The 21,623-nt window shown below is 65.7% G+C and carries 18 protein-coding genes; 11 read left to right on the top strand and 7 right to left on the bottom strand.

What is annotated here, in order from left to right; genetic code table 11:
* Positions 1-54: 54 nt before the first annotated feature.
* Genes codA through codB form a run of 3 tightly spaced genes read right to left on the bottom strand, consistent with a single transcriptional unit; the run spans position 55 to position 3,820 of the window.
* Positions 55-1,302, bottom strand: a complete 1,248-nt coding sequence (gene codA, locus WIT60_RS00980; RefSeq protein ID WP_339582086.1) for a cytosine deaminase — start codon at positions 1,300-1,302, stop codon at positions 55-57.
* The gene (locus WIT60_RS00985) at positions 1,299-2,543 is read right to left on the bottom strand and encodes a PucR family transcriptional regulator (RefSeq protein ID WP_339582087.1); all 1,245 of its coding nucleotides are present in this window, start codon (positions 2,541-2,543) and stop codon (positions 1,299-1,301) included. Before WIT60_RS00985 ends, codA begins: the two co-directional genes overlap by 4 nt.
* Complete coding sequence (codB, locus tag WIT60_RS00990; protein WP_339582088.1) at positions 2,540-3,820, bottom strand: cytosine permease; 1,281 nt, start codon at positions 3,818-3,820, stop codon at positions 2,540-2,542. The genes WIT60_RS00985 and codB overlap by 4 nt, the downstream gene beginning before the upstream one ends.
* Before the next feature lie 288 nt (positions 3,821-4,108).
* Between codB and WIT60_RS00995 the strand changes: the two genes are divergently transcribed.
* The 3 genes from WIT60_RS00995 (at position 4,109) to WIT60_RS01005 (ending at position 7,686) form a co-directional block, all read left to right on the top strand.
* Entirely contained in the window at positions 4,109-4,717 is a 609-nt protein-coding gene (locus WIT60_RS00995; RefSeq protein ID WP_339582342.1) for a glutathione peroxidase, read from the top strand.
* Positions 4,718-5,083: 366 nt separating this feature from the next.
* Positions 5,084-5,368 carry a BTH_I0359 family protein gene (locus WIT60_RS01000; RefSeq protein WP_339582089.1) on the top strand — a complete coding sequence of 95 codons (285 nt, stop codon included), beginning with the start codon at positions 5,084-5,086 and terminating at the stop codon, positions 5,366-5,368.
* A gap of 122 nt (positions 5,369-5,490) precedes the next feature.
* Positions 5,491-7,686: a putative bifunctional diguanylate cyclase/phosphodiesterase gene (locus tag WIT60_RS01005; protein ID WP_339582090.1), complete on the top strand. Its 2,196-nt coding sequence runs from the start codon at positions 5,491-5,493 to the stop codon at positions 7,684-7,686.
* A 12-nt stretch (positions 7,687-7,698) separates the two neighbouring features.
* Here the strand turns inward: WIT60_RS01005 and WIT60_RS01010 are convergent, their stop codons facing one another.
* Positions 7,699-8,574, bottom strand: a complete 876-nt coding sequence (locus tag WIT60_RS01010; RefSeq protein WP_339582091.1) for an ion transporter — start codon at positions 8,572-8,574, stop codon at positions 7,699-7,701.
* A 78-nt stretch (positions 8,575-8,652) separates the two neighbouring features.
* Here WIT60_RS01010 and WIT60_RS01015 point away from each other — a divergent pair, with 78 nt between their 5' ends.
* Positions 8,653-9,771, top strand: coding sequence for a homocysteine S-methyltransferase family protein (locus WIT60_RS01015; protein WP_445207623.1), 1,119 nt, complete (start codon positions 8,653-8,655; stop codon positions 9,769-9,771).
* A 50-nt stretch (positions 9,772-9,821) separates the two neighbouring features.
* Here WIT60_RS01015 and ybeY read toward each other — a convergent pair whose 3' ends face one another.
* Together ybeY and WIT60_RS01025 are read right to left on the bottom strand one after the other, a co-directional pair.
* Positions 9,822-10,265 (bottom strand): rRNA maturation RNase YbeY, encoded by a 444-nt coding sequence (gene ybeY, locus WIT60_RS01020; protein ID WP_339582092.1) that lies wholly within the window; start codon positions 10,263-10,265, stop codon positions 9,822-9,824.
* Positions 10,262-11,338 (bottom strand): PhoH family protein, encoded by a 1,077-nt coding sequence (locus tag WIT60_RS01025; protein WP_339582093.1) that lies wholly within the window; start codon positions 11,336-11,338, stop codon positions 10,262-10,264. The genes ybeY and WIT60_RS01025 overlap by 4 nt, the downstream gene beginning before the upstream one ends.
* Before the next feature lie 130 nt (positions 11,339-11,468).
* Here WIT60_RS01025 and WIT60_RS01030 point away from each other — a divergent pair, with 130 nt between their 5' ends.
* Genes WIT60_RS01030 through WIT60_RS01045 form a run of 4 tightly spaced genes read left to right on the top strand, consistent with a single transcriptional unit; the run spans position 11,469 to position 15,779 of the window.
* On the top strand, positions 11,469-13,571 hold the full coding sequence (locus tag WIT60_RS01030) for a sensor histidine kinase (RefSeq protein WP_339582094.1): 2,103 nt from the start codon (positions 11,469-11,471) through the stop codon (positions 13,569-13,571).
* A 40-nt stretch (positions 13,572-13,611) separates the two neighbouring features.
* The gene (locus WIT60_RS01035) at positions 13,612-14,274 is read left to right on the top strand and encodes a response regulator (protein WP_339582095.1); all 663 of its coding nucleotides are present in this window, start codon (positions 13,612-13,614) and stop codon (positions 14,272-14,274) included.
* Between the two features lie 9 nt (positions 14,275-14,283).
* Positions 14,284-14,859, top strand: a complete 576-nt coding sequence (ruvA, locus tag WIT60_RS01040; protein WP_339582096.1) for a Holliday junction branch migration protein RuvA — start codon at positions 14,284-14,286, stop codon at positions 14,857-14,859.
* 47 nt (positions 14,860-14,906) lie between these two features.
* Positions 14,907-15,779, top strand: a complete 873-nt coding sequence (locus WIT60_RS01045; protein WP_339582097.1) for a M14 family zinc carboxypeptidase — start codon at positions 14,907-14,909, stop codon at positions 15,777-15,779.
* A gap of 26 nt (positions 15,780-15,805) precedes the next feature.
* On the opposite strand, the gene WIT60_RS01050 is transcribed toward WIT60_RS01045, so the two are convergent.
* Entirely contained in the window at positions 15,806-17,572 is a 1,767-nt protein-coding gene (locus WIT60_RS01050; protein ID WP_339582098.1) for a hybrid sensor histidine kinase/response regulator, read from the bottom strand.
* A gap of 211 nt (positions 17,573-17,783) precedes the next feature.
* Here WIT60_RS01050 and WIT60_RS01055 point away from each other — a divergent pair, with 211 nt between their 5' ends.
* From WIT60_RS01055 to mgtA, 3 genes are all read left to right on the top strand, one after another.
* Positions 17,784-18,275, top strand: coding sequence for a glutathione peroxidase (locus tag WIT60_RS01055; protein ID WP_339582099.1), 492 nt, complete (start codon positions 17,784-17,786; stop codon positions 18,273-18,275).
* 125 nt (positions 18,276-18,400) lie between these two features.
* The gene (locus tag WIT60_RS01060) at positions 18,401-18,817 is read left to right on the top strand and encodes an Hsp20/alpha crystallin family protein (protein WP_339582100.1); all 417 of its coding nucleotides are present in this window, start codon (positions 18,401-18,403) and stop codon (positions 18,815-18,817) included.
* A 77-nt stretch (positions 18,818-18,894) separates the two neighbouring features.
* The gene (gene mgtA / locus WIT60_RS01065; protein ID WP_339582101.1) at positions 18,895-21,558 is read left to right on the top strand and encodes a magnesium-translocating P-type ATPase; all 2,664 of its coding nucleotides are present in this window, start codon (positions 18,895-18,897) and stop codon (positions 21,556-21,558) included.
* The last annotated feature ends 65 nt before the right edge of the window (positions 21,559-21,623 follow it).

Below are 21,623 nucleotides of genomic sequence, written 5' to 3' on the forward strand. Positions count from 1 at the left end.
ACACGAACGATTCTGGTTCGGTGGATTGAGTGTTGTGTGGCTTCGGCAGGTGCCTTACCCCCACACCACCTCCCCCACCGTCCTGCGCACCACCACCTTCCCATGCCGCACCGACAGCAGCGCATGCCCTTGCGTGCGCAGCACCTCATAGTCGTTCTCGGCGGACAGCAGCACCAGGTTCGCCGGTCGGCCCACTTCCAGACCATAGCCCTCGCCCAGTGCCATGGCCTGGGCGCCATGGTCGGTCACGAAGTCCAGCGCCCGCTGCAGGTCCTCGTAGCCCAGCATGTGGCAGATGTGCAGTCCCGCATCCAGGATGCGCAAGATGTTGCCATTGCCCAGCGGGTACCAGGGGTCCACGATGGAGTCCTGCGCAAAGCACACGTTCAGCCCGGCGCGGTCCAGCTCGGGCACGCGGGTCAGGCCGCGGCGCTTGGGGTAGCTGTCAAAGCGGCCCTGCAGGTGGATGCTCTCGGTGGGGCAGGAGATGAAGCTCAGTCCTGCCTGCTTGAGCAGCCGGAACAGCTTGTAGCAGTACGCGTTGTCGTATGAGCCCATGGCCGTGGTGTGGCTGGCTGTCACGCGCGCACCCATGCCCTTCACACGGGTGAGCTCGGCCAGCACCTCCAGGAAGCGCGAGTGGGGGTCGTCGGTTTCGTCGCAGTGCACGTCCACCAGGCGCCCGTGGCGTTCGGCCAGGTCCATCAGGAAGTGGAGCGACGAGACGCCTTGGTCGCGCGTGTTCTCGAAGTGGGGGATGCCGCCCACCACATCTGCGCCCATCTCCACGGCCTCGGTCATCAGCGCGCGACCATTGGCGAAGGACTCGATGCCTTCTTGCGGGAAGGCCACGATCTGCAGGTCCACCAGGTCGCGGGCCTCCTCGCGCACGGCCAGCATGGCCTTGAGCGTGCCCAGACCCGGTTCGGTGACATCGACGTGCGTGCGCACGTGCTGGATGCCATGGGCGGCCAGCATGCGGATGGTGCGGTGCGCGCGGGACTTGGTGTCCTCGGGCGTGACCAGTGCCTTGCGCTCGGCCCAGCGCTCGATGCCTTCGAACAGCGTGCCGCTGAGGTTCCAGTTCGGCTCGCCCGCGGTGAGGGCGGCGTCCAGGTGGATGTGCGGCTCGACCAGGGGAGGGATCACCAGTTTGCCGGCGGCATCGAAGCCGCTTGAGTCCGCTGCAGGCGGGGGCAGGGTGTCGGCTTGCGCCTCGATGGCGCTGATCCGGCCGGCATCCCAGCGCAAGGTGAACAGGCCGGTGCGGCCACGCAGGCGGGCGTTGACAATGTGGTTCATGGCAGGGTGCGTGTGTGAGATTGGTGAGGAGACAGTCGCCAGATCATCAGCGCAATCGCGATGTTCAGGCGGTGTTGGGCATCGTTGAGGTCCAGGCCGGTCAGGATCTGGATCTGCTGCATGCGGTAGTTCAGGGTGTTGCGGTGCACGTTCAGCCGCTGTGCCGCCGCCACCAAGTTGCCATTGGTTTGCGTCCAGGCTTCCAGCGTCGCCGTCAGGGCCGCATGGTGGCTCTGATCGTGCTGCAGCAAAGGGCCCAGAGTGGTTTGCACGAAGCGGTCCAGCAGGCTGCGGTCGCGGATCGCCACCAGCAATTCCAGCACCCCCAGCTCTTCAAAGCAGCACAGGCCCAGGCGCTCGGGGAAGGATTGGGCGGCCACCAGGGCCTGGCGGGCTTGCGTCAGGCCACGCGGCAGGTCCCGGGCCTGTGGGCAGACGGCACTCAGGCCGCCGAACACGCGCAAGGGCGTGTCGCCATCGTTGAGGGTGTGCAGGAGTTGCTCCACCAGACTGCGGTTGCGCTGGGCCTCGTCGCTGGCGGCAGCGGGCAAGAGGGCCAGCCACTGCTCGGCCTGGCTGACGATGGGCCAGGGCTCGCCCAGCTCGGCCAGGGCGCGGGTGAGGTGCGACAGCACCCCTTGGCGGAACGACTGCAGCAGGGTCTCTGCCATGTCGGGCGCATACGAGCGGAACAGGGCCGCGCTGCCGCCCAAGGTCAGCACCAGCACCTGACGGGGCTGGCGCAGGTCGATGGCCAGGCTGGCGGCGCGGTGGGCCCGCACGGCGTCATCGACCAAGTGGCCTTCCAGCAGGTGCTCGACGAACTGCTGGCGGGAGCTGCCCAGCCACTGGGCTTGCACCAGGGCCGAGCCGATGGCTTCGGTGACCACGATCATGGGCAGCGCATACGGCTGCTCGATCAGGGGCAGGCCCAGGCGATCGGCCTCGTGCAGCACGCTGTCTGGGATCTCCCGGATGTACTCGGGACCGGTCAGGATCACCAGGCCGGCGCAGCGTCGCTCATGGGCCTCGCGCACCAGCTGGCACAGGTTGGCCTCGCTGCGCAGCTGGTTGATGCCGGTGACGAACACCAGCTCACCGCCCAGCACCCACTCGGCAATCGACTCGTTCTCGGCCACATAGGGCCAGCGAACGGTGTGGTGCTCGCCGGCCTGCCCGGCACGCAGGCGCATGGCCTGGAGCCGGGGCAGGAGCAACACATCACTGATGCTCAGGCTCATGCGCTGACACTGCCCAGTTGTTGACGAGCGACGCGCACGCGCTGGATCTCGAACAGCACCACATAGCTGAGCGCGGCCACGCCAATGCCCACCAGTGGCGCCACCCAGGGCGAGGCGTAGGCGCACACGGCGCCGATGGCATAGGCGCCCAGGCCGACGCCGTTGAAGCGGGGCAGGGTGGTGGTGCTGAGCTGCGGGTAGCGGCCTTTGTGACCGTGGAAGAAGTCGGCCATGATCACGCCGCCGATGGGCGGGATGATCGAGCCCAGCAGAATCAGGAAGGGGATCAACATGTCCGACATGCCCGCGATCGCCAGCAGCGTGCCGATGCCGGCGCCGACCAGGGTGATGGTGCCGCGGCGATCCTGGCGGACCAGGTTGCAGCCGGCCGCGGCGAAGTTGTAGATGGTGTTGTCCTGGGTGGTCCACAGGTTCAGGAACAGCATCACCACGGCCGCAACCGACAGGCCTTGCAGCACCATGACTTCAACGATGTCGGGCTGCTGGTAGACCATCGCGCCGTAGGCACCCACGACGATCATCAGGCCATTGCCGATGAAAAAGCCCACCAGGCTGGAGAGCACGGCGGTCTTGCCATCACGGGCAAAGCGCGTCCAGTTGGTGGCCTGGGTGGCGCCGCTGACAAAGGTGCCAAACACCAGGGTGATGGCCATGTGCCAGCTCATGCTTTCCTTGGGCTGGATGGCGAGCAGGCCTTGGAGGCCGCCGGCATCCCGCGTGGCGATCCACAGCGACCAGGCCAGCAACGCGAGCATGGCGGGCACGGCCACGCGCGACAGCAGGTCCAGGCCCTTGTAGCCGATGAAGGCCGTCAGGCTGAAGCCGAAGCCAAACAGCACCATCAGCGGCATGGTCCAACTGCTGGGCAGCGACAGCATCTTGACCAGCACCAGGGCGATGGTGGCGGTGCCCCACGCGTACCAGCCGATCTGGGTGAAGCCGAGCAGGAAGTCCGACAGCTTGCTGCCGGTTTCGCCAAAGCAGAAGCGGCCCATCAGCACAGAGTTGAGGCCGCTGCGGCAGGCGATCAGGCTGAGCACGGCGGCATACAGGCCCAGCAGCAGGTTGCCCGCGATGGCCGCCCAGATGAGCGTCTTGAAGTCGAAGGCCATGCCCATCTTGCCGCCGGCAAACATGGTGGCCGTGAAGAAGGTGAAGCCGAACAAGAGGATGGAGGTGGACAGCAGTCCTTTGCGGGCGCCGGGCGGGACTTCACTGAGGGGGTAGTCGTGATCGAGGTCGGGGGCTTGGGCCATGGGGTGACTCCGGTTGCATGGGACACCGCTCACAGTGCAAACCCTGTGCCACGGCCCACGTCGGCGGTGCTGCGCGTGTCACCGTTCACCCATCACAAGTGGCTTTGTGCGCCATGCACAATTCGCGCTGCGACCGACGGCGTCGCGAGGGCGCTCTTCGCTGGGGACGCACCAAGCGCAGGCGGCCTCGCGTGACGGCGCCTCGCATCGGTGCAGGCAAGCCCGACTTCGGTGTGGGGCCTTGCGCGCGCGGTAAGCTGTGATCTTCCGTCTCACCACGTGTCCGCCATGCTCACCACCGCCTTGTGTTTGCGTCCCTGGATGCTGTCTCTCACCCTCTTGGGCGTCGCTGCGGCAGGGGGCGTGGCCCAGGCTGCACCAGCAGGCACCGCCGCGCCGGTGTCCAGCACGTGTCCGGCCCTGCTCAACAAGACCTTTCCTCGCCTGCAAGACGAAAAGCCCCAGTCGCTGTGCCAGTACAGCGGGCAGGTGATCCTGGTGGTCAACACGGCCAGTTACTGCGGCTTCACTTCCCAGTACAAGGGATTGGAGGATTTGTACGCCAAGTACAAAGGTCGGGGTTTGGTGGTGCTGGGTTTTCCGTCCAATGATTTCGGACAGCAGGAGCCCGACTCGGGTAAGCAGATTGCCGAGTTCTGCGCCAACACCTTTGGCGTGAAGTTCCCGATGTTCGCCAAGAGCAGCGTCAAGGGCGCGCAGGCCAACCCGCTGTTCGCCGAGTTGGCCAAGCTGTCGGGGACCACCCCCAAATGGAACTTCTACAAGTACCTGATCGCCCGGGATGGGCGCACGGTCGAGGCCTACAACAGCCTCACCGCCCCTGACAGTCGCAGCTTGGTGGCCGACATCGAGCAGGCCCTGGCGGCCCAACCTTGACCAGGGCGGCGCATGCGCTGCACACCCAAGAAAATGGCCCCGACGGTAACCGACGGGGCCACTTGGCGTGATGTCTTCTTTTTTCTTGTCTTCCCTGTTGTCCTGCTCAGCAGAACCGTGTGACAGCACTGGTTGAGACTGTAGAGCGTCTGCGCGTGACCCGCATCCCTCTCAGGGGGGTGATGTGCCATCCGGGCCCCAATCCGAGGGGAATGTGCACTTGGACACATCTTGGTCATTTTCGTGTGTCACAGCCGTCAAGTCGGGGTGTGCGCAGGTCGAAGAAAGACCCATGATGGTCTTGCAGACAGCGGCCCCGTCCCTATCTGATGACCTGACAGATGGATCACACAAGGAGTCACGTCCATGCACATGCTCTACAACTCCGACAGCTATGCCGTGGTGCAGATCGAGATGCTGCCCGAGCTGGGGGTCGCCACGACCGAGGGGGCCGGGCCGGCTTTGACGCGCGGTGGCTACGAGATCGTGGACAAGCATGCACGCAAGGAGCTCTTCCTCGAAGGCGCTTTGGCCGAGTCCTTCAAGCAAGGGGTCGAGGCCTTGATCGAATCAGCCCACAGCGTGGAAGACTTTGATGCGTATCTGGAACGCTTCGCCGGGATGGCGCAGCAGCCAGTCGTGATGCATTAACGAAAATGCGCGCGGGGAGCCGTTTGCGCCCCCGTAGCTGGGGTGAGTGCCCATGACTGGTGCCATCCCCCCTGCCTAGACTGCGACACCGTTTTGTATCGATTCGCATGTCTTCGCCCTTCATGGACGCCCAATTTCAGCCGTCGACCCTGCTCATCGCGTGGGCCCTCGGCTTGTACGCTCTGTTCCTGCAAGGCACGGTCGTGCGCTGTGTGCGCGCCAACGACCGAGATGCCGGCCTGGGTTGGTGGCTGGGCGGCGCGATGTGCGTCGGGACCGGTTTCTGGGCGCAATCCCTGCTGAATCTGGTGGCCCTGCAGCTGCCCATCCGTGTGGGATTCGTGGCGCAGGTGGTGCTGGCTGCCTGGATGCCGGCCGTCGTCATCAGTGCGGCGGCCATCTGGATGCAGACCCGTCTGCATTTTCCTGTGCGCCTGCGCGTCATCGGTGGGGTCCTGATTGCGTTCGGGTTCTGCCTGCTCACCTTCATTCACGCGTCGGCCATCATGTTCCAGCCGAGTGTGTCCTGGGATGTCTGGCGCTTGATGGCGGCCTCGCTGCTGACCTTGGGGGGCTGCCTGCTGGGCTCGCTGGCCTTGCGGCAGAGTCTGGCGGTCGAGCCACCTCTGTGGGTGCGGTCCTTGAAGGTGCTGGGCATCAGTGGGCTGTTCAACGCGGGTCAGGTGTGCATGGTGTGGGCCATGCAGGTGCCCGCGGGGGCCGAGTGCCTGAGCGTGGACCACCTGTCGGGTGATGGCCTGGTGCTGGTGCTCTCTGGTGCCGTGCTGATGTTGCTGGTCATGGGTCATCTCAGCATGCGACTCGATGCCCGCGCGCAGCGGCGACAGCAGGTGCTGGTCAATTCGCTCAAAGAGGCGCAGGCCGCTCTGGAGGAGGCCGCGCAGCATGACCCTTTGACCGGGCTGCTGAACCGCCAGGGGTTCGAGCGCATGTTGCACCAAGTGTTGGAAGACGCGGGTGCATCGCCGGCGAGACGGCTGTGCCTGATGCGTCTGCACGTCGATGGCGTGCGCACCCTCATCGAAACCTATGGTCACGCCCACGGTGATCAGCTGATGCGTCACTTGGCACTGCGGTTGAAGGTGGCCCTGCGCGAAGGCGATGTGCTCGCCCACGCAGAGTTTGACGAATTCCTCGTGCTGGCGCATGGCCTGGTGGACGAGCACGACATGGCCCAGTTGGCGCAGCGCTTTTTGACCGCAGTGCATGAACCCTGCCTGGTCGACGGCCATGAGCTCTCGGTGAGTGCCTCCATCGGCATCGCGCGCTCTCCCGAGAGTTTCAATGCCCGTTTGCTGTTGACCCACGCCAGCGATGCCATGCTCACGGCCCGCAAGGCGGGTGGTGGGGTCTACTGCTTTCATCGCAGTGGCGAAGACCAGGTGGGGGTCGACCAGGTGGCCTTGCAGCGTGACCTGCGGCACGCCATCGCGCGAGACGAACTGATGCTGCACTTCCAGCCCAAGCTGCATGCCGGCAGCGGGGCCTTGGCGGGCGTGGAGGCCTTGTTGCGTTGGCAGCATCCGGTGCGCGGTCTGGTGAGCCCTGCCACCTTCATCCCGGTGGCGGAGCGGTTTGGGCTGATTGGCGAGTTGGGCCTGTGGGTTCTCGATGCCGCTTGCCGCCAGGTGCGGCTGTGGCACGAGGCCGGGGTCGACGTGCCGGTGGCGGTGAACCTCTCGGCCCACCAGTTGCGTCAGCCCGATCTGGAGCGACGCGTGCGCGAAGCCCTGGTGCGACACCGCGTGCCGCCTGCCATGTTGATCCTGGAGATCACCGAGTCGGTGGCCATGGACGACATCGAGGCGTCCTTGCGGGTGTTTGACCTGCTCGACGACATTGGGGTGCAGCTCTCGATCGACGACTTTGGAACGGGCTACTCCAGCCTGAGCTACCTGCGCCGACTGCCCGCCCGTCAACTCAAGATCGATCGCAGCTTCGTCCGAGACCTGGACTCCAGCCCAGATGCGCAGGCCATTGTCGAGGCGGTGGTGCACTTGGCCCATGCGCTGGGTCTGAAGGTGGTTGCCGAAGGGGTGGAGACGCCTGAGCAGGCGGCCATCCTCACCCGCTTGCAGTGCGATGAGCTACAGGGCTATCTGTACGCCCGCCCGATGCCTGAGCGTGACCTGCTGGTGTGGGTGCTGCGGCAGGACATGGCGGTCATGGGCGTGGTGCCGGAAGGCCCGTCGCGTCCGGCGGCGGAGGTCAAGCAGGCTGCGAAGGGGGCGGGGCGCCCCATCACGGCATGGTCCGAACTGGACTACGCGCCTTTGCTGCGTCAAGTCGGTCGCTGAGCCGGGGCGAGTTCAGGGCGAGGCGGGCGGGCGCAGGTCTGCGCCGCAACGCCAGCAGTAACGCCCTTGCGGGTGTTGATCGATGGCATCACAACGCGGGCAGCTCACATCCGTGAACTGGCTGGGGCTGTCCAGTGGCGCACCTGCGGCAGCCTGGCGGCGCTTGGCCGTCAGCTCGGCGGTCACGATGCCCGTGGGCACGGCCAGCACGCTCCAACCCATCAGCATCACGAACGAGGAAATCAGCCGGCCAATGTCGGTCTTGGGCGTGATGTCGCCAAAGCCCACGGTCGTCATCGTGGTGATGGCCCAGTACATCGCCGTGGGGATGCTGGTGAAGCCATGCTCGGGCCCTTCGAACACATACATGGCGGTGGCCATCAGCAGCGAGATCATCAGCACGAAGGACATGAACACCATGATCTTGCGCCGGCTGGCCAGCAGCGCCAGGCCCAGGATCGTGTACTCCGAGACAAAGCCCGTGAGCTTGAACACCCGGAACACCCGCATCAGGCGCAGGATGCGCACATCCAGGAAGAACAGGGCGCCCGGCTCGATCAGGGCCAGGTAGGACGGCAGGATGGAGAGCAGGTCGATGATGCCGAAAAAGCTCAGGGCGTACTTGCGGGGGCGCTCGGTACAGGCCAGGCGCAGCACATACTCGACCGTGAAGACCAGGGTGAAGCCCCACTCCAGCACGTGCAGCAGCGGCCCATGGGTGTCGGCGATGCTGGCCACACTGTCCAGGATCACGGCCAGCACGCTGATCAGGATGGTCCAGATCAGGATCTGGTCGAAGCGCCGCCCGGCAGGCGTGTCCGACTCGTAGATGACGGTGTAAAGGGTGCGGCGCCAGCCTTGCGCGGGTTTGTCCAGATCGGTGTGCATCCGCCATTTATAAGCTTTTCGGCAAGGGGCATGGTGTGGTTGGCCTGCACAGTGCGCCCGACTCTCTAAAATGGCGGCATGAACACCCCTGCTTCCTCCGCTGCCCGCGCTGACGCCGCCTCTGTTTTGCCTCCGGTCGAGCGTCGGCCCTACACCCGTGCGGCCCAGTTGCCCCAGATCATGCGCGAGCGCATCGTCGTGCTCGATGGCGCCATGGGCACCATGATCCAGCGCTACAAGCTGACGGAAGCCGATTACCGGGGCGCCCGCTTTGCCGACCATCCCAAGGACCTCAAGGGCAACAACGAGCTGCTGCAGCTCACCAAGCCCGAGGTGATCCGCGAGATCCATGAGCAGTACCTCGCTGCCGGGGCTGACCTGATCGAGACCAACACCTTTGGCGCCACCACCGTGGCTCAGGAAGACTACGATCTGCCCGAGCTGGCCTACGAGATGAACCTCGCAGCGGCCAAGCTGGCGCGCGAATGCTGCGACCGTTACAGCACGCCCGACAAGCCCCGTTTCGTGGCCGGCGCCATTGGCCCGACCCCCAAGACGGCCAGCATCAGCCCGGACGTGAACGACGCCGGCGCCCGCAACGTCGATTTCGACACGCTGCGCCAGGCCTATTACGAGCAGGCCAAGGCCCTGATGGAAGGCGGCTGTGACGTCTTCCTGGTCGAAACCATCTTCGACACGCTCAACGCCAAGGCTGCCATCTTCGCGATCGACGAGCTGTTCGAGGACACCGGCGAGCGCCTGCCCATCATCATCTCGGGTACCGTGACCGACGCATCAGGCCGCATCCTTTCGGGCCAGACCGTGAGCGCCTTCTGGCACTCGGTCCGCCACGCGCACCCCATTGCGATCGGCTTGAACTGCGCGCTGGGCGCCACGCTGATGCGCCCCTACATCGAAGAGCTGGCCAAGATCGCCGGGGACACCTACATCAGCTGCTACCCCAACGCCGGCCTGCCCAATCCGATGAGCGATACCGGTTTTGACGAAACGCCCGAGATCACGGGCGGCCTGGTCGAAGAGTTCGCCAAGGCAGGTTTCCTGAACATCGCCGGGGGCTGCTGCGGCACCACGCCCGACCACATCGCCGAGATCGCCAAGCGTGTGGGCCAGTGGAAGCCGCGCTGTCTGCATGAGGGCGGCACCACGGGCTTTCTCAGCGGCCTGAAAGCCGCCTGAGCGTCGGCGAAGGGCGGTGGCGCGGCACTCTGGATGCCGGCGCCGCCCGCTTAGTTCGTCGCGTAAGGATCGTCGAAGCCGAGCGCGGCCATGATCTCGCGCTCACGCTGCTCCATGGCCTGGGCTTCGTCGTCTTCCAGGTGATCCCAGCCCTGCGCGTGCAGGGCGCCGTGCACCAGCATGTGGGCGTAGTGCGCCACCAGGTCCTTGTGCTGCTCCTGGGCTTCGCGCTCGACCACCGGCGCGCACAGAATCAGGTCGGCCATGACCACCGGCTCTTGCGTGTAGTCGAAGGTCAGCACATTGGTCGCGTAGTCCTTCTGGCGGTAGTCGCGGTTGAGGGCCTGTCCCTCCTCGGCGTCCACGATGCGCACGGTCAGTTCCGCATCGCTTTCCAGCGCGGCTTTCAGCCAGCGCGCCACCTTGTGGCGGGGCAGTTGGTCACGGTGGCGCTTGTCAGCGAATTGCAGGCTCAGGCTCAGGGTCGGTTTCATTGGGTCGGCAGGTCGGCGTCAGGGCCGTCGGCAGGAGGTTCGCTGGGACGTGGGGCGCGGCCACCCCGGGGTGTGTCGGGTTCGGCGGCCTGGGCGGCATCGTAAGCTTCGACAATGCGCTGCACCAGCGGGTGGCGCACCACGTCGGCCGAGGTGAAGCGGGTGAAGGCCACCCCCTTGACGCGCTTGAGGATGCGCTCGGCCTCAATCAGGCCGCTGCGTGCGCCGCGTGGCAGGTCGATCTGGCTGATGTCGCCGGTCACCACCGCGCGCGAGCCGAAGCCGATGCGGGTGAGGAACATCTTCATCTGCTCGGGCGTGGTGTTCTGCGCCTCGTCGAGGATGATGAAGGCGTGGTTCAGGGTGCGGCCGCGCATGAAGGCCAGGGGCGCGATCTCGATCAGGCCCTTTTCAAACGCTTTCGTGACGCGGTCAAAGCCCATCAGGTCGTAGAGCGCGTCGTACAGCGGGCGCAGATAGGGGTCGACCTTCTGCGTGAGGTCGCCGGGCAGGAAGCCCAGGCGCTCGCCGGCTTCCACCGCCGGGCGCGTCAGGATGATGCGCTGTACGCTGCTGCGCTCGAGCGCGTCCACCGCGCAGGCCACGGCCAGGAAGGTCTTGCCTGTGCCGGCCGGGCCGATGCCGAAGGTCAGGTCGTTGCTCAGCACCTGGCGCAGGTAGCTGACTTGGTTGGGCGTGCGGCCCTGCAGGTCGGCGCGACGGGTGTGCAGGGTGGGGCCGTCCGGCGCTTCGTCGGGCAGGGGCGGCACCTCATCGGCCGTGCGGCCGCGCTTGGGTTGCAGCGCGCGCTGTTTGGCTGCCAACACGGAGGTGATGGCGAGCTGCACCATCTCGGCACTGATGGGCCGCGCACTTTGCGCATACAGCGATTCGAGCAGCTCGACAACCTGCTGCGGTACGCCGCGCGCGCCCTCGATGCGGAAGTGTTCGCCGCGCCGGCTCAGCGTCACATTGAAGGCCGCTTCGATGGTGCGCAGATGTTCATCCAACGAACCGCACAGATGTGCAAGTCGGGAGTTATCCGGAGGCGAAAAGCTGTGTCGCAGTTGCATAGCGGCCTGTATTGAGCGAAAGCATGCAAATTGTCGCCTGCCGTGCGCGTCAGCGCATGACATCTCTTGCGAAAATCAATCGAACTTTGTCGTGCACGGATCGCGTGCCGCAGCAGGAGCCGTTTTGAGCATGTCGTATCGCGGGTGGCAATCGTGGGCCCGCCGTTTCCGTCAGGAGTGGAGCACCGCCGAGGAGGGGGTGAGCGACGCTGCGGCCGACCGCAGCGGTGGCGGGGTTTCGCGGCGCCTGTTCTGGATGGCGTTGTTCATGGGTTTGCTGCTGGCCGGCGCGGTTGGTTGGGGCTTGTTGCTGCTCAACCGCGAGGCCGTGCGCCTGAGCCACCCGGCTGCAGGCAACACGGAGGGGGCGGGCATCCAGACCTTGAGCCGTGCCTGGGTGGTGCCCAGCGAGGCGGAGCGCTTCCCGGAAGGTGCGCCCGGGCGTTGGTTGGCCTTGCCCGACGAATGGGCCCTCAATCACCCTGGCTACAAGGGCGGGATCTGGTATCGCTTCCAGATCGACGAGGCTATTGCGCGTCCAGGGGGAGAGGATTTGCGGGCCATCTACATCGAGCGGGCCTGCTCCAATGTGGAAGTGCGGCTCAATGGTCAAGTGCTGTACCGTGGCGGGCGCATGACCGAACCCTATGCCCGGCACTGCTACCGGTCACACGTGGTTTCCCTGCCTCTGGCGCTGTTGAAGGCACAGGGCAATGTGCTGGACCTCAAGGTGGTGGGCTATCCCCTGGAGCAGGTGGCGGCGCGGCAGCGCGCCGGTGGCTTGGCGTCGGTACGCATCGGCTCTTTGGCCGACATTCGCGAGTTGTACGACGAGCAAGAGTTCTGGACCTCGACCCTGTCGCGCGTGCTGGGGGGCATCCTGGCCGTGATGGGTCTGTTCGCCCTGGGGCTGGCGTGGATTCGTCGGCTCGACTACCTGGCGTACTTCGGCCTGTTGACCACGGGCTGGGCGTTGGCGACTGCACGTTTCTGGCTGACCGAGCTGCCCGCGCCCAATGCCACGGTCGAGGTGCTGATCGCCATGATGTTTGCCCCGCTGGTGGGCTGTGCCGTGCAGTTTGTGCTCTGTTATGCCGGGGCTCGTCTGCAGCCCATGATCAGCGAGGTCTGGATGTGGCGCGTGCGCGCATGGTTGTGGGCGCAGTGCGTGCTGGTGCCCTTGACGCTGGTGTGGCTGGGGTTCGATCGCATCTTCGATGGCGTGGGCCTCTGGTACCCGGTGTTCGCCATCGAGATCTGTGCCGGCATTGCCTACTTCCTGTGGGCTGCGGGCAAGAAGCGTCGTCCCGAGTTCTGGCTGATGTCGGCGGTCATGGGCGTGGTGGTGGCGGTGCTGGGCATTGAACTGTCTTACCAGGCGGGCTGGATCAAGCTGTGGGGTGTGCACGTGACCCACTTCGTGATGCCGCTGCTGTATGCCGCGGTGGCCATCCGCCTGATGCAGGTGTATGCCAAGGCCTTGCAGGCCGCGCAGGGGGCCAAGACCAAGCTGGAGCAGCGCGTCAAGGAGGTCACGGCCGACCTGGAGCGCAACTTCAACCAGATCGCCGAGTTGCGCGCCGAACAGGTGGCCGAAAAGGAGCGCAAGCGCATTGCCTCTGACCTGCACGACGACCTGGGCGCCAAGCTGCTCACCATCGTCCACACCAGCAACAACGACCGCATCTCGACGCTGGCGCGTGAGGCGCTGGAAGAAATGCGGCTGTCAGTGCGCGGCCTGACTGGGCGACCCATGGTGCTGTCTGATGCGTTGGCCGACTGGCGCGCCGAGGTGGTCTCGCGCCTGCGCCAGGCCGGCATCGAGTGCGAATGGCGCAACCCCAACGACATCATCGAAGAGCCGCTGTCTTCGCGCACCTATGTGCAGACCACGCGCATCCTGCGCGAGGCGGTCAGCAATGTCATCAAGCACAGCGGGGCTTCGCATGTCGTGGTCTCGGCCGAGGTGCATCTGGATCTGCACGATTTCGTGCTCGTCATTCAGGACAACGGCAAGGGCATCGCGCTGGAGCTGGACGACCGCCCGGATCGCGGTCACGGCATGACGAGCATGAAGCACCGTGCCAAGCAGCTGAGCGGGCAATGTCTGGTCGAGTCTGGTCCCGGTTTTGGCACCGTCATTCGCTTGACGCTGCCTCTTGAAGTCGCCACCATGCAGCAGCCGGGGGCCCACGTGGTCCCACGCATGGTGGATCAGGTGCGCGGCCAGTGAGCGCATCCATCCCATCCGTAGAGAGAGAGGTCACACCCCTATGAAGCAAATTCTTCTCCTGGAAGATCTGCCCGAAATCCGCGCCTGGCTCAAGGCCCTGGTCATGCAGGTGTTCCCGGACGCCCAGATCAGTGAAGCCTCCCGCATCCACGATGCCCTGGAGCTGGTCAACGCCGTGCGCTTCGATGTGGCCTTGCTGGACCTGGGACTGCCCGATGGGTCGGGCGTGGAAGTGGTGCAGGCGCTGCGCGAGAAGCAGCCCGAGGCCCAGTCGGTGGTGGTGACCATCCACGAAGACGACGATCACCTCTTCCCCGCATTGCAGGCCGGCGCCTTCGGCTACCTGCTCAAGGAGCAGTCGCGCGAGCAGCTCTCCGAGCAGCTCCAGCGCATCAGCCAAGGCGAGCCCCCGCTGTCGCCGTCCATCGCCCGCCGTGTGATCCAGTACTTCACGGCGCAGGCCCGCCAGCAACCCATGCGCGAGCCCGACAACGTGACCCCGCACGTGCAGTTGACCGAGCGCGAAAACGAGGTGCTGCTGCGCGTGGCCAAGGGCTTCACCCTGCCCGAAATCGGCGTGCAGCTCAACCTGTCGCGCCACACCATTGCCGACTACGTCAAGCAGATCTACCGCAAGCTCAATGTGTCGTCGCGGGCCGAAGCCGCGCTCGAAGCGCAGCGCCTGGGCCTGTTCCGCCGCTAAACTGGGCTCATGATCTCTCGACTGACTGGGGTGCTGTCTGAAAAAGCACCCCCCTTTGTGCTGGTGGACGTCAACGGCGTCGGCTACGAAGTGCAGGTGCCCATGAGCACCTTCTACAACCTGCCCGAGCTCGGTGCCAAGGTCACGCTGCTGACCCAGTTCATCGTGCGCGAAGACGCGCAGCTGCTCTACGGCTTCCTCACGCCGACCGAGCGGGCCTCGTTCCGCGAGCTGATCAAGATCAGTGGCGTGGGGCCGCGCATCGCGCTGGCGCTGCTCTCGGGTCTGAACACCGACGAGCTGGCCCAGGCCGTGTCGGCGCAGGACGCCAGCCGCCTGGTCAAGGTGCCCGGCATCGGCAAGAAGACCGCCGAGCGCCTGCTGCTCGAGCTCAAGGGCAAGATGGCCCCGGTGCTGGCCACGCCCGACTGGAGCGCGGTCAGCGATGCGCAGACCGACATCTTGCAAGCCTTGGTCGCGCTGGGTTACTCCGACAAGGAGGCGCAGGTGGCCCTCAAGGCGCTGCCGCCCGATGTGTCGGTCAGCGACGGCATCAAGCAGGCGCTCAAGGCCCTGGCGCGTTGAACGAACAGCGTGGTGCGTGACGCCTGGTGCCGGTATCATCGGCCATCATGCGTTTTTTCCGTTCATTTGCCTGGCTGCTCAGCGTCGGTGCGCTGATGTCGGCCGCCACCGCGACCGCCGCTCCTGCTCGTGAGGCGGCGCGCGCTGGCGCCCCGATTCAGTCTCACGCACGCTTTTGCGAGCTCATGGTGCGCAAGCTGCCCAATGTGACGCCAGCCCTGTGCGATCTGGCGCAGCTGCAGCCCGGCCCCGCCCGTTCGGTGAAGGGGCACAACCTGCTGACGCGTGATGTGGTGGCCCCCAAGGCCACCTTGCGCGTGCTGGTGGTGGGGGGCGTGCATGGTGACGAGCTGTCCTCGACCTCGCTGGTGCTGCACTGGATTGGCGCCGCGCAGGATGCGCCCGCCAACATCCACTGGCGCTTCGTGCCGCTGATGAATCCCGATGGCATGCTCAAGGCTCGCCCCACGCGCACCAATGCGAACGGCGTGGACCTGAACCGCAACTTTCCCACGCCCCATTGGGACAAGGAAGCCCCGCGCTACTGGCAGCACCGCACCAGCAAGGACCCGCGTCGCTTTCCCGGGCACCAGGCCTTGTCCGAGCCGGAGACCCGCTGGCTGCACGACGAGATGGAGCGCTGGCAACCCCACCTGATCGTCGCGGTGCATGCCCCTTATGGCGTGCTCGATTACGACGGTCCGGTGACCGCGCCCAAAAAGCTGGGCAGTCTGGTGCTGGACCAGGTCGGCATCTTCCCCGGCAGCCTGGGCAACTATGGCGGCGTGCACAAGAAGGTGCCCGTGGTGACCATCGAATTGCCCAGCGCCCTGCGCACCCCGCAGGAGGCCGAGATGCGCAAGATGTGGCAGGACCTGCTGCGCTGGACCCACCTGCGCCTGCGCCCGCCCACCAGCTGACGCTGGGCTGTCAGGCCTGGACGCGCTCAGGTTTGGGGCGGTGCGGCCTGGGTGCTGGGCAGGGTGGCCAGGATCGACAGCAGACGCTGGATCTGCAGCGGCTTGACCAGGTAGTGGTTGAAGCCGGTCTGCAGCGCGCGGGCGATGTGCTCGGGCAGGGCATCGGCGCTCAGTGCGATCAGGGGCATTTGCTTGAGCGTGGGGTTGGCGCGCACGCGTCGGCACAGGTCCAGGCCGCTGCCATCGGGCAGGTTGATGTCGACCAGGGCCACATCGGGGCGCAGCTGCTCGATGCTGGCCAGTCCCTCGGCCGCGGTTTCGGCCGAATGCAGGCGAACTTGCGGGTAGGCCGCGAACAGCGCCTCGACCAGGCTGCGGTTCAGCGCGTTGTCTTCGATGTGCACCACGCGCAGCGGCGGCAGCATCACGGCCGGCTCCGGATGGTGCGTGCCGGGAGCCTGGGCACCAGGGGCGTGCTCGGCCAGGGGCAAGCGCAGGGTGAAAGTGCTGCCGTGCCCCAGGGTGCTGGTGACGTCGATGCGCCCGTGCATCAGTTCGGCCAGACGCTGCGAGACCGCCAGACCCAGGCCGTTGCCGTGGCTGCGTCCGGTGGCGCTCTCGAGCTGGACGAAGGGCTGGAAGATGCGTTCCTGATCGCCTGGCTCGATGCCGAAGCCTTGGTCACGCACCTCGATGAGGGCGACCCGTTCGTTGGGGGCGGGGCGAGATTGCAGCCACACCGTGGCCCCACCGGGGCTGAACTTGATGGCGTTGCGCAGCAGGTTGAGCAAGATGGCGCGGGTGTGCTGGGGGTCGGCCCACAGGGTCAGAGCCGGACCATCGATCAGCACGTGGATGTCGTGGGCCAGGGCCTCGCCTTCCAGTTCGTTGCGCACATCGCGCAACAGCACCGACAGTTCGATGCGCTGAGGGCGCAGGTTCAGCGGTCGACTCTCCAGCCGCGCATACTCCAGAGACTGGTCGAGCAGACTCAGCAGCTGCTGGCCGGCGGTGTGGATGTGGCCCACCTGGCGGCGCTGGGTCTCGGGCAACAAGCCATCGACGCTCATGTCCAGCAACTGGGTGAAGCCCAGGATGGCATTGAGCGAGGAGCGCATGCTGTGGCTCATGCGTGAGAGGAACTCGGCCTTGTTGGCCAGCGCCACCTCCGCTTCGAGGCGCCGGGCGTGCTCGGTCTCGGCGCGGCGCCGGTCGCTCATGTCACTGAGCACCTCGATGTGGTGGCTGACCTGACCTTCGTTGCCGATCACCCTTTGCACCGAGCGCGCCACCCAGAAGGGCTCGCCGTCCTTGCGGTGGTGGCAGATCTCCAGGCGTTCGATGCTGTCACCCTGGGCCAGGGCCTGGTTGATGTGGGTGATGGTGGCCGAGTCGGTGTGGGGGCCGCTGAGCAGTTCTTCCGGCTGCTGACCGTGGCTCTCGGTGAGCGTGAAGCCCGTCAGCCGTGTGAAGGCGGGGTTGACCCAGGTGATGCAACGCTGGGTGTCGCAGATCAGGATGGCGTCGCTGACGCGGTCGGCGATCAGGGCCAGTTCCTGGTTGGTGCTGTGCGCGCGCTGCAGGGCCGTCTGCAGTTGGTGGATCAGCTGGGCTTGCTGGGCGAGGCTGGCATCGCGCAGGTGCAACTCGTCGAGCAGGCGGGGTGCATCGTCGCTGAGTCGCTCGGAAATGCCGGCGGGCAGCTGGCGCGCCTCGCCGGGCGAGCGTCGGGTGGACGTGTGGGAATTCGCGTCCGCGTGAGGGCCAGAGGGGCGGGTGTCGGCAGCCGGCATGGGGGTCTCCTCGGTCTTCCTGATGCTGTTTTCGGTGGCCAGTTCGTGTGCCGGCATCACCACAAGGGGCAGTCTAGGCGCTTCGACCGTGCTTGAACACGCTGGTCCACCCTGCCCCCCTTGATGCGGGTCTGAAGCCCCTGCGCCGCAGTCGGATTTGGGCTTTCTGTGAACCTGACGATCCTTGTCAAAACATGTTGGATCACGACACATGAGTACCGTTTACGACTTCGAGGCGCAGACCATCACGGGTCAGACCGTCAAGCTGGATCAATACCGCGGCCAGGTGCTGCTCATTGTCAACACGGCCAGCAAATGCGGCTTCACGCCGCAGTTCGAAGGGTTGGAGAAGCTGTGGCAGCGCTTCGGTCCGAAGGGTTTGGCGGTTCTGGGCTTTCCGTGCAACCAGTTTGGCGGGCAGGACCCGGGTGCCAATGACGAGATCGCCTCGTTCTGTCAGCTCAACTATGGCGTGAGCTTCCCGATGATGGCCAAGGTCGACGTGAATGGGCCGCAGGCGCATCCGCTGTACCAGTGGCTGGTCAAGGAGGCGCCAGGCATTTTGGGCACCAAGTCGATCAAGTGGAACTTCACCAAGTTCCTCATCGGCCGCGATGGTCAGGTGCTGGGCCGCTACGCCCCGACTGACGCGCCCAAATCCCTCATCGATGACATTGAGAAGGCGCTGGCCGCTGCGGCCTGAGCGGGTTTGATCCATGTCAGACCCACAGGCCCTCCAGGGGCTTGACGGTCGGCATGGGCTCTTGAAAATGGTGGCCGCCCCACACATCTGTGGCGTGTTCAAACCGACTACGACTGGAGGACACCATGAGCAAACTGACCCGTTACACCAACCCTGTGGACGAACTGTTTCGCGGCTTCTTCGTCAAACCCATGGATCTGCCGTCCGAGCTGACGCCGCAGCAGATCAAGATGGACGTCAAGGAGCAGGACAAGGCCTACGAGGTGCATGCCGAGATTCCCGGCGTGAAGAAGGAAGACATCCACGTCGAGATCGACGGCAACCAGGTGTCGATCAGTGCCGAGGTCAAGCAGGAGAAGGAAGTGAAGGACGGTGAGCGCGTGCTGCGCTCCGAGCGTTACTTCGGTCAGGTCTCGCGCAGCTTCCAGCTGGCGCATGACATCGACGAGGCCGCCGCCACCGCCAGCTTCAAGGACGGCGTGCTGGAGCTGACCCTGCCCAAGAAGACCGTGGCCGGCGGCAAGCGTCTGACGATCAGCTGAGTGTGCGCCGAGCCCCCTCGGTTCGGTGAGGGCGCGGGGATGGCATTCGGTCATGGCACTGTGTCATGCTGGACGCCATGAGCGCACCACACGAACCAGAGGCGGCGGCCCGCCAGGCGCTGTCGACCTTGGCCGCGCAATCGGTCGAGGACGGCCTGCGCACCTTGGGCAGTGCCGAGCACGGTCTGACCCCTGAGGAAGCCGCCGAGCGGCTGGTGCGCTGTGGTCCCAACGAGGTGGCCACGGCCTCCGCCATCAGCGTCTGGCGTCAGTTGCTGGCCCGCGTGGCCAACCCGCTCAACCTGTTGCTGCTGGTGCTGGCGCTGGTGTCGGTGTTCACAGGCAATGTGCAGTCGGCGGTCATCATTGCCCTGATGGTGCTGCTGAGCATCACCTTGGGCTGGGTGCAGGAACATCGCTCGGGCCGGGCGGCTCAGGCCTTGCGCGCGATGGTGCACACGACGGCGACCGTCTTGCGCCGTGGCGGTGCGCCGGTCGCCAGCGCAGCCGAGCGTGGCGGCCACACGGGGACGGATACCCTGGAGGTGCCGATTGCGCAGTTGGTGCCCGGTGACGTGGTGCACCTGTCGGCGGGTGATCTGGTCCCGGCCGATGTGCGGGTGCTGTCGGCGCGGGACTTCTTCGTCAACGAGTCGGCCCTGACGGGTGAGTCCCTGCCGGTGGAAAAGTACCCGCTGGTCGAGGCCCCTGGCACCGACACGCTGGCCTTGCGCAACATCGCGTTCATGGGCACGCACGTGGCCAGCGGCACGGCCACGGTGGTGGTGGTGCACACGGGCGCGCAGGCCGTGTTCGGCGGCATCGCGCAGTCGATGACGGATGCGGAGGGCCCCAGCAGCTTCGCCTTGGGGCTGAACCGCTTCACGTGGCTGATGCTGCGCTTCATGGCGGTGATGGTGCCGCTGGTGTTCATCATCAACGGCCTGACCAAGGGCGACTGGCTGGAGGCGCTGCTGTTTGCCAGCGCGGTGGCCGTGGGGCTGACGCCCGAGATGCTGCCCATGCTGGTGACGATGAACCTGGCCAAGGGCGCGCTGGCGCTGTCGCGCAAGCAGGTGATCGTCAAACGGCTGGACGCGATCCAGAACTTCGGTGCGATGGACGTGCTGTGCACCGACAAGACCGGCACGCTGACCCAGGATCGCATCATCCTGGAAAAGTACGTGGACCTGAACGGCGAGCCCAGCGACCGCGTGCTGGACTTTGCCTACCTCAACAGCTACTACCAGTCGGGACTCAAGAACCAGTTGGATGTCGCCGTGCTCAAGTACGCCGAGGTGCATGCCAAGCTGCACGAGGAGGGGCTGTACCAGAAGATCGACGAGATCCCGTTTGACTTTCAGCGCCGGCGCATGTCGGTGGTGGTCCAGCGTGGCGAGGAGCGCCTGCTGATCTGCAAAGGGGCGGTGGAAGAGGTGTTCAGCGTGTGCCGTGAGGGTGACTTCGGCGGGCAGCGCGTGCAGCTTGATGACAGCCACCTGCAGGGCATTCAGGCCGCCGCGCGGGCCTTGAACGAAGACGGCTTTCGGGTGATCGCCATCGCCTACCGTCCACTGACTGCGGCCACCCACACGATGTCGGTGGCCGATGAGGCCGATCTGATTCTGCTGGGCTATGTGGCCTTTCTGGACCCGCCCAAGGAGTCGGCGCAACCGGCCTTGGCGGCGCTGCGGCGCCATGGCGTGGCCGTCAAGATCCTGACCGGTGACAACGAGGTGGTCACGCGCAAGGTGTGTCAGGAGGTGGGGCTGCCGGTCGAGCGCGTGATGTTGGGGCACCAGGTCGAGCCCCTGTCCGACCTGGCCTTGCAGGAGGCCGTGGGAGGCACGCAGGTGTTTGCCAAGCTCTCGCCCACGCAGAAGGCACGTGTGATCACGGCGCTGCGGGCCCGTGGCCATGTGGTGGGCTACATGGGCGACGGGATCAACGATGGCCCCGCGCTGAAGGCGGCCGACGTGGGCATCTCGGTGGACACGGCGGTGGACATCGCCAAAGAGTCGGCCGACCTGATCTTGCTGGAAAAGAGCCTGATGGTGCTGGACGCCGGTGTGCGCGAGGGACGCCGGGTGTTTGCCAACCTGCTCAAGTACATCCGCATGGGTGCCAGCTCCAACTTCGGCAACATGTTCAGCGTGCTGGGGGCGAGCGCCTGGCTACCGTTCCTTCCGATGGCGCCCATCCAGGTGCTGACCAACAACCTGCTGTACGACCTGTCGCAGTCGGCCATTCCGAGCGACCGGGTGGACACCGAGGAACTGCGTCAACCCCGGCGCTGGGAGATGGGCCAGATCGCACGCTTCATGCTGTGGATGGGGCCGCTCAGCTCGGTGTTTGACTATGTGGTCTTTGCGGTGATGTTCTACGGCTTCGGTGCGCAGACCGCCGCGCAGGCCGCCTTGTTTCACACGGGCTGGTTCGTCGAGTCCTTGTTGTCGCAGACCCTGGTGATCCACATCATCCGCACCGCACGCGTGCCCTTTGTGCAGAGCCGCGCCAGCGTGCCCTTGATCGCCACGACGTTGGGCGTGTGCGCGGTGGGCGTGAGTCTGCCGTATTCGCCGCTGGCGGGGGCTTTGGGGCTGGTGGCCTTGCCGTGGTCGTACTGGCCCATCCTGGGGGGCATCTTGCTGGCCTACCTGGGCTTGGCCCATCTGCTCATGCGGCGGGTCTGGCATCCGGCGCATGGGGTGGTGCAGCGGGTGAGCTTGCCCCCCTCTTGAGGGGGCTGCCCGGTGGCCTTGCCAGCGCGAGAATCGCCGGATCTTCAGCGTGGATGGCCGGTGGC

This window comes from Aquabacterium sp. G14, assembly GCF_037482285.1.
Lineage (GTDB): Bacteria > Pseudomonadota > Gammaproteobacteria > Burkholderiales > Burkholderiaceae_C > Aquabacterium.

Excerpts from the sequence above, each read along its gene's own strand:
- codA (WP_339582086.1), bottom strand. The coding sequence starts at position 1,302 with ATGAACCACATTGTCAACGCCCGCCTGCGTGGCCGCACCGGCCTGTTC.
- WIT60_RS00985 (WP_339582087.1), bottom strand. The coding sequence starts at position 2,543 with ATGAGCCTGAGCATCAGTGATGTGTTGCTCCTGCCCCGGCTCCAGGCC.
- codB (WP_339582088.1), bottom strand. The coding sequence starts at position 3,820 with ATGGCCCAAGCCCCCGACCTCGATCACGACTACCCCCTCAGTGAAGTC.
- WIT60_RS00995 (WP_339582342.1), top strand. The coding sequence starts at position 4,109 with ATGCTCACCACCGCCTTGTGTTTGCGTCCCTGGATGCTGTCTCTCACC.
- WIT60_RS01000 (WP_339582089.1), top strand. The coding sequence starts at position 5,084 with ATGCACATGCTCTACAACTCCGACAGCTATGCCGTGGTGCAGATCGAG.
- WIT60_RS01005 (WP_339582090.1), top strand. The coding sequence starts at position 5,491 with ATGGACGCCCAATTTCAGCCGTCGACCCTGCTCATCGCGTGGGCCCTC.
- WIT60_RS01010 (WP_339582091.1), bottom strand. The coding sequence starts at position 8,574 with ATGCACACCGATCTGGACAAACCCGCGCAAGGCTGGCGCCGCACCCTT.
- WIT60_RS01015 (WP_445207623.1), top strand. The coding sequence starts at position 8,653 with ATGAACACCCCTGCTTCCTCCGCTGCCCGCGCTGACGCCGCCTCTGTT.
- ybeY (WP_339582092.1), bottom strand. The coding sequence starts at position 10,265 with ATGAAACCGACCCTGAGCCTGAGCCTGCAATTCGCTGACAAGCGCCAC.
- WIT60_RS01025 (WP_339582093.1), bottom strand. The coding sequence starts at position 11,338 with ATGCAACTGCGACACAGCTTTTCGCCTCCGGATAACTCCCGACTTGCA.
- WIT60_RS01030 (WP_339582094.1), top strand. The coding sequence starts at position 11,469 with ATGTCGTATCGCGGGTGGCAATCGTGGGCCCGCCGTTTCCGTCAGGAG.
- WIT60_RS01035 (WP_339582095.1), top strand. The coding sequence starts at position 13,612 with ATGAAGCAAATTCTTCTCCTGGAAGATCTGCCCGAAATCCGCGCCTGG.
- ruvA (WP_339582096.1), top strand. The coding sequence starts at position 14,284 with ATGATCTCTCGACTGACTGGGGTGCTGTCTGAAAAAGCACCCCCCTTT.
- WIT60_RS01045 (WP_339582097.1), top strand. The coding sequence starts at position 14,907 with ATGCGTTTTTTCCGTTCATTTGCCTGGCTGCTCAGCGTCGGTGCGCTG.
- WIT60_RS01050 (WP_339582098.1), bottom strand. The coding sequence starts at position 17,572 with ATGCCGGCTGCCGACACCCGCCCCTCTGGCCCTCACGCGGACGCGAAT.
- WIT60_RS01055 (WP_339582099.1), top strand. The coding sequence starts at position 17,784 with ATGAGTACCGTTTACGACTTCGAGGCGCAGACCATCACGGGTCAGACC.
- WIT60_RS01060 (WP_339582100.1), top strand. The coding sequence starts at position 18,401 with ATGAGCAAACTGACCCGTTACACCAACCCTGTGGACGAACTGTTTCGC.
- mgtA (WP_339582101.1), top strand. The coding sequence starts at position 18,895 with ATGAGCGCACCACACGAACCAGAGGCGGCGGCCCGCCAGGCGCTGTCG.